This is a genomic window from Microbacterium sp., assembly GCF_047972865.1.
Lineage (GTDB): Bacteria > Actinomycetota > Actinomycetes > Actinomycetales > Microbacteriaceae > Microbacterium.
Map to the genome: position 1 here is coordinate 1 of NZ_JBKEAY010000245.1, position 5,589 is coordinate 5,589.

General features: G+C 66.2%; 5 protein-coding genes. 3 read left to right on the plus strand and 2 right to left on the minus strand.

The window, feature by feature from the left end:
- Positions 1–335: 335 nt before the first annotated feature.
- Positions 336–1,277, minus strand: coding sequence for an NAD-dependent epimerase/dehydratase family protein (locus ACK5KK_RS15095; protein WP_416890908.1), 942 nt, complete (start codon positions 1,275–1,277; stop codon positions 336–338).
- Entirely contained in the window at positions 1,274–1,921 is a 648-nt protein-coding gene (locus tag ACK5KK_RS15100) for a MerR family transcriptional regulator (protein WP_416890909.1), read from the minus strand. The genes ACK5KK_RS15095 and ACK5KK_RS15100 overlap by 4 nt, the downstream gene beginning before the upstream one ends.
- A gap of 68 nt (positions 1,922–1,989) precedes the next feature.
- On the opposite strand from ACK5KK_RS15100, the gene ACK5KK_RS15105 reads away from it, so the two are divergent.
- The 3 genes from ACK5KK_RS15105 to rpoB all read left to right on the plus strand — a co-directional run.
- Complete coding sequence (locus ACK5KK_RS15105) at positions 1,990–2,127, plus strand: hypothetical protein (protein WP_416890910.1); 138 nt, start codon at positions 1,990–1,992, stop codon at positions 2,125–2,127.
- Between the two features lie 302 nt (positions 2,128–2,429).
- A complete protein-coding gene (locus ACK5KK_RS15110) occupies positions 2,430–2,993 on the plus strand; it encodes a hypothetical protein (protein ID WP_416890911.1) in 564 nt (187 codons plus the stop codon).
- A gap of 239 nt (positions 2,994–3,232) precedes the next feature.
- Positions 3,233–5,589 (plus strand): DNA-directed RNA polymerase subunit beta (gene rpoB, locus ACK5KK_RS15115; protein ID WP_416890912.1); only part of this gene is annotated, 2,357 nt, incomplete at its 3' end.

Consider the following 5,589-nt stretch of genomic DNA (forward strand, 5'->3'; position numbering starts at 1 on the left):
CCGGACCCAGAATGGTGGCGAGGTTCACGAAGCCCGCGGACGCGTAGAGGGATTCGGCGGCGGCAAAGTCTCCGACCGCGAAGTTCGCGAACATCGGCATCGCGTAGATCGACCGGTCGAGGGCCGGCTTCTTGGATTCAGTCATGAGTGGCACTCTGTCGGTTGACGTTACGGCAGAGTCAAGTCCGGGTGGGTTGTGGGTGCCAGTTTTCAGATTCCCGCAATTGCCCAAACTCCAACGAAGTGGGCGACGCGGTAGTCGCCTCCCTCCGTGCTCCATCCCAAGACGGGCAGGCCGGGGCCGCCGTCGGTGACGCCCACGGAGTGTGCGCCTGCTATTCCCGTGGGATTGAGGTCGCGCGTTTGTGCGCCAGTGCCGCGGCGATGCCCTGCGAGACGGGGGTCGGTGGGGTACGGAAGGTCGCCTCAAAGGAGGACGAGTCGAAGAGGTAGGGGTGAATGTACTGGTAGTCCATTTCGAGGGTCTCGCGCGCTGCAAGGTTGAAGAGCGCACCGATGCGCATCGCCACGGTTCCCATGACCGCGGTGCGAGCGTGAGGGCCGGCAGCAATCTCCATGTACTGGCGGCCGGTGAGGGCGGGCGCGGTGGGCAGATGCCAGGTACCTCCTCGCGCTGCGGGCTCACGACCGAGGACGGCGAGGGCGTCACCGATGTCGGGCGTGTAGGTGAGGGAGTGCGGCTGGTCGGCGTCGAAGAGCCACGTGCCGGTCCGTCCTGCGGCAATCTTGTCGAGACCGAAGGTGTTGAACACGCTGGTGCTGGCACCCGGCCCGTAGAAGTCGGCACTGCGAGCGATTGTCACGGTCAAACCGCGCGAACTCGCGTCACTCAGGGCGCCGAGCGCCGCAGTTCGTACTTCGCCCTTCTTGCTGCGCGGCGAGAGAGGCGTGTGTTCGGTCATGGGACCGTCGACAAGGCCGTAGGCGTACACGTTGTCGAGGTACACCAGATGGACGTTGTGCTCGAGTGCGGCCTTGATGGTGTTTGCCAGGATGATGGGCCACTGCTCCGCCCAGACGCGTGCGGAGTAGGGCAGTCCTGCGGTGAGATAAGCGACGTCGGCGCCGCGCAGAACTCGCGAGAGGTCGTCGGCGCTGAGCAGATCAGCGGTCAGCGACTGCGTACCCGTGACCGTTGTCGCGCTTCTACTCACAGAGGCTGTTCGCTCCCCGGCTGAGATGAGGGCGCGTAGGGTTTCGCGGCCGATGACGCCGTTTCCGCCGAGGACGATGTGCCGAGCTGTGGTGGTGATCATGACGGGGTGCCATTTGCGTTCGTGTGAGGGAAGAGTGATGTTGTCGCATGTTGTTGCGCGAGACGGCGCAGACCGGCGAAGAGAGGGTCGCCCAGGGCGGTGCCGACGACCATCAGCTCAGCCACCTCGTCGGCGCCGGACCGTGTTGTGAGGGCGTTCAGGTCAGCGTCCGCAGCCGATGCCGCCGCGTCCGCGTACGCGTCGAGGTAAGAGTCGGGGGCGTCGAAGTCGATGGCGTACAGCCCATCCAGGGCGCGCGCTGCGGCATCCAAGCCTGGGTTGTCATCGCTGATACACCAACCGCGACGCCGGGCGAGGAGATGGACGCATTCGCGGCTCCTGGTGGAGGGGATGGACTCGGCGGTCCGCGGGGTGCTCATAGCGTGTTGAGCAACGCGGAAGGTCTCAGCCGGCGGCGCTCCCGGCGTGTCGATCGCCCTGATGACCTCAGCCGTCGCCGCGATGGACAGCCCGCCCGTCTCGATGAGCGCGCGGATGAGGCGCACCCGCTGCACATGAGAGTCGTCGTACTCCACCTGATTCGGGGACGATCGGACCCCCTCGAAGATGAGTCCCTCACGTTGGTAGTACTTGACGGCGGACAACGGGGTGGCAGCTGCCAGAGCTAGATCGGATATGCGCACTATCCGATAGTAATACTATCCACCCCACGACGATTCGGGCGGCCGTCGACACTGACAGCGAACTGTCGATGATCGAGAAGGCTCCGCAGGTCGCCGGTCGTTTCCCGGATGCTGAAGCGCTCGACCGCGCTCGTCGCATCCTCCACGGCCGCGTGACCGCGGCTGAGGCTTACGCCGAGCTGGACGCGAAGTACGCCCTCGCGTGAGCGAGGACGACAAGTACACCTATCCGGACAGCGGGGGAGTGCGGTGGTCCGGGTCGCTTCCGAGTGTGGGACGTACCGATTGACGACCGGGTGGCCTACATCCGTGGTGCTTTCCCGGAGGGTGTTCGCGATCCGGACGATCTGGAACTGAACAGCTTCTGGTACGACGATCGCTGTCCCTGGATCGGCTGGCTGCATCCGGACACGGGCGTCCTTCGGGCGTCATGACGGTGGCGGCGGGCACGCGCCGCGCGTCGGCGACTCTGCCAAGGATCGCGACAAGCCGCCGCTAGGCTGGGCGGATGCTGAAAAGGTCCGTTGCTCCCGCCGCCCTCGTCCTGACCGCCTCGTTGCTGCTCGCCGGCTGCGGCGGGGGAGACAGCACGCCGGCGGCACAGCCCGGCGGTGCGGACGCCGCGACCGGCGAACTGGTCACCGGTGACGGCTACACCTTCAACGCGCCGGAGGGCTGGGGCGTTCCCGACCAGGAGGTCCCGGGCTTCACCCCCGACGTGATGATCGCGAACCTGGGTGACACCGATGGATTCGCGGACAACATGAACGTCGTGCTGTCGCCCGCCGGCGAGGTGACCGTCGAGCAGGCGGAGCAGAGCGTCGTGAGCGAACTGGAGGCGGCCGGCTACGCCGACGTCGAGGTCAACGACCGCGCCACGATCGGTGGCGACGAGTCCGCGCACATCACGGCGGCACTGTCCCAGGGCACGACGTCGATGGTGATGGACCAGTTCTACGTGAGCCACTCCGGCCAGACCTACGTCGTCACCTTCTCGACCAACGACAGCACCCCGGCGGACGATCGCGCCGCCGTGTACGAGCCTGTTCTGGCCAGCTGGGCCTGGGAGTGACATCGAGCCGCGGCGCAGCTTATACCGCAGGAGGATGCCCGGGTCAAGATCCGGGCTGGACGTGAGCGGTCTGCGCGTATATAGTTGGTAGTTGCGCTCCATTCCCCTTGCCTTCATATGGTGGTCGGCTTGTGTCCCGCGCGCCTCCGCTGGTTCAGCGGCACGCACGGCGCGGGCGGTACGGAGTGCACTCCACCTGACGAACACCGGCCCCGCCCGGGCCCACGGAGGTAACCCCCTTGGCTGCTGCGCGCAACGCAACCACTCCCACCACTCTCAAGAACGGACGCGGCGCTTCGCGCCTCTCGTTCGCCAAAATCTCCGACACGCTCACGGTCCCCGACCTGCTGGCGTTGCAGACCGAGTCCTTCGACTGGCTCGTGGGCAGCGACGCCTGGAAGACGCGTGTCACGGAGGCGCAGGCGGCGGGACGCACCGACGTGCCCACCGTGAGCGGACTCGAGGAGATCTTCGAGGAGATCTCGCCGATCGAGGACCTCGGCGAGACGATGCAACTGTCGTTCACGAACCCCTATCTCGAACCGGAGAAGTACTCGATCGAGGAGTGCAAGGAGCGCGGCAAGACCTACGCCGCCCCGCTGTACGTCGAAGCCGAGTTCATGAACCACCTCACCGGTGAGATCAAGACGCAGACGGTCTTCATGGGCGACTTCCCGCTGCAGACCGGTAAGGGCACCTTCATCATCAACGGCACCGAGCGTGTCGTCGTGTCGCAGCTGGTGCGCTCCCCGGGTGTCTACTTCGACAAGACCCCCGACAAGACCAGTGACAAGGACATCGTCTCGGCCCGCATCATCCCCAGCCGCGGTGCGTGGCTGGAGTTCGAGATCGACAAGCGCGACCAGGTCGGTGTGCGCGTCGACCGCAAGCGCAAGCAGTCGGTCACGGTCTTCCTGAAGGCGCTCGGCCTCACCGGCGAAGAGATCGCCGCCGAGTTCGCCGGCTTCGACTCGATCGAGGAGACCCTCGCGAAGGACTCCATCCTCACCAAGGAAGAGGCGCTGCGCGACATCTACCGCAAGCTCCGTCCGGGCGAGCAGGTGGCGGCCGAAGCCGCCCGCGCGCTGCTGGACAACTTCTACTTCAACCCGAAGCGCTACGACCTGGCCAAGGTGGGTCGCTACAAGATCAACCAGAAGCTCGGGCTGGATGCCCCGCTGAGCGACTCGGTGCTCACCGTCGCCGACATCGTCGCGACGATCAAGTACCTCGTCCGGTTGCACCGCGGCGACGACACGTTCGAGGGCGTGCGCGGCGGCAAGACCGTCGAGATCCGTCTCGACGTCGACGACATCGACAACTTCGGCAACCGCCGTATCCGTGCCGTCGGCGAACTGATCCAGAACCAGGTCCGCACCGGCCTGTCGCGCATGGAACGCGTCGTCCGCGAGCGCATGACGACGCAGGACATCGAGGCGATCACGCCGCAGACCCTGATCAACGTGCGCCCCGTCGTCGCGGCGATCAAGGAGTTCTTCGGCACCTCGCAGCTGTCGCAGTTCATGGACCAGAACAACCCGCTCGCGGGGCTGACGCACAAGCGTCGCCTCTCGGCGCTGGGCCCGGGCGGTCTGTCCCGTGAGCGCGCCGGCGTCGAAGTGCGCGACGTGCACCCGTCGCACGACGGCCGGATGTGCCCGATCGAGACCCCGGAAGGCCCGAACATCGGCCTCATCGGGTCGCTCGCCTCGTTCGCGCGCATCAACGCGTTCGGCTTCATCGAGACCCCGTACCGTCGTGTCGTCGACGGAAAGGTCACCGACGAGATCGACTACCTCACTGCGGCCGAGGAGAACGACTACATCGTCGCGCAGGCTGGGGTCGAGCTCACCGCCGACGGCTCGTTCGCGCAGGACCGCGTGCTGGCCCGTCGCGGCAAGGGCGGCGAGGTCGACCTGTTCCACGCCGAGGAGATCGGCTACATGGACGTCTCGCCGCGCCAGATGGTGTCGGTGGGTACGTCGCTGATCCCCTTCCTCGAGCACGACGACGCCAACCGTGCCCTCATGGGTGCCAACATGCAGCGTCAGGCCGTGCCGCTCCTGGAGAGTGACTCTCCGCTGGTCGGCACCGGCATGGAGGGCTACGCGGCCATCGACGCCGGTGACGTGATCATCGCCGACAAGGCCGGTGTCGTCGCCTCGGTGTCGGCCGACGTGGTCACCCTGCAGCTGGACGAGGGCGGCACGCAGGACTACTTCCTGCGCAAGTTCGACCGCTCCAACCAGGGCAACTCCTACAACCAGCGCGTCATCGTCTCGGCCGGTGAGCGGGTCGAGGTCGGCGAAGTGCTCGCCGACGGTCCCGCCACCGAAGACGGCGAACTGGCGATCGGCAAGAACCTCCTCGTCGCGTTCATGACGTGGGAGGGCCACAACTTCGAGGACGCCATCATCCTCAGCCAGGAGCTGGTCAAGAACGACACGCTGTCGTCCATCCACATCGAGGAGTACGAAGTGGATGCCCGCGACACCAAGCTCGGCAAGGAGGAGATCACCCGTGACCTCCCCAACGTCAGCCCCGACCTGCTGAAAGACCTCGACGAGCGCGGCATCGTCCGCATCGGCGCCGAGGT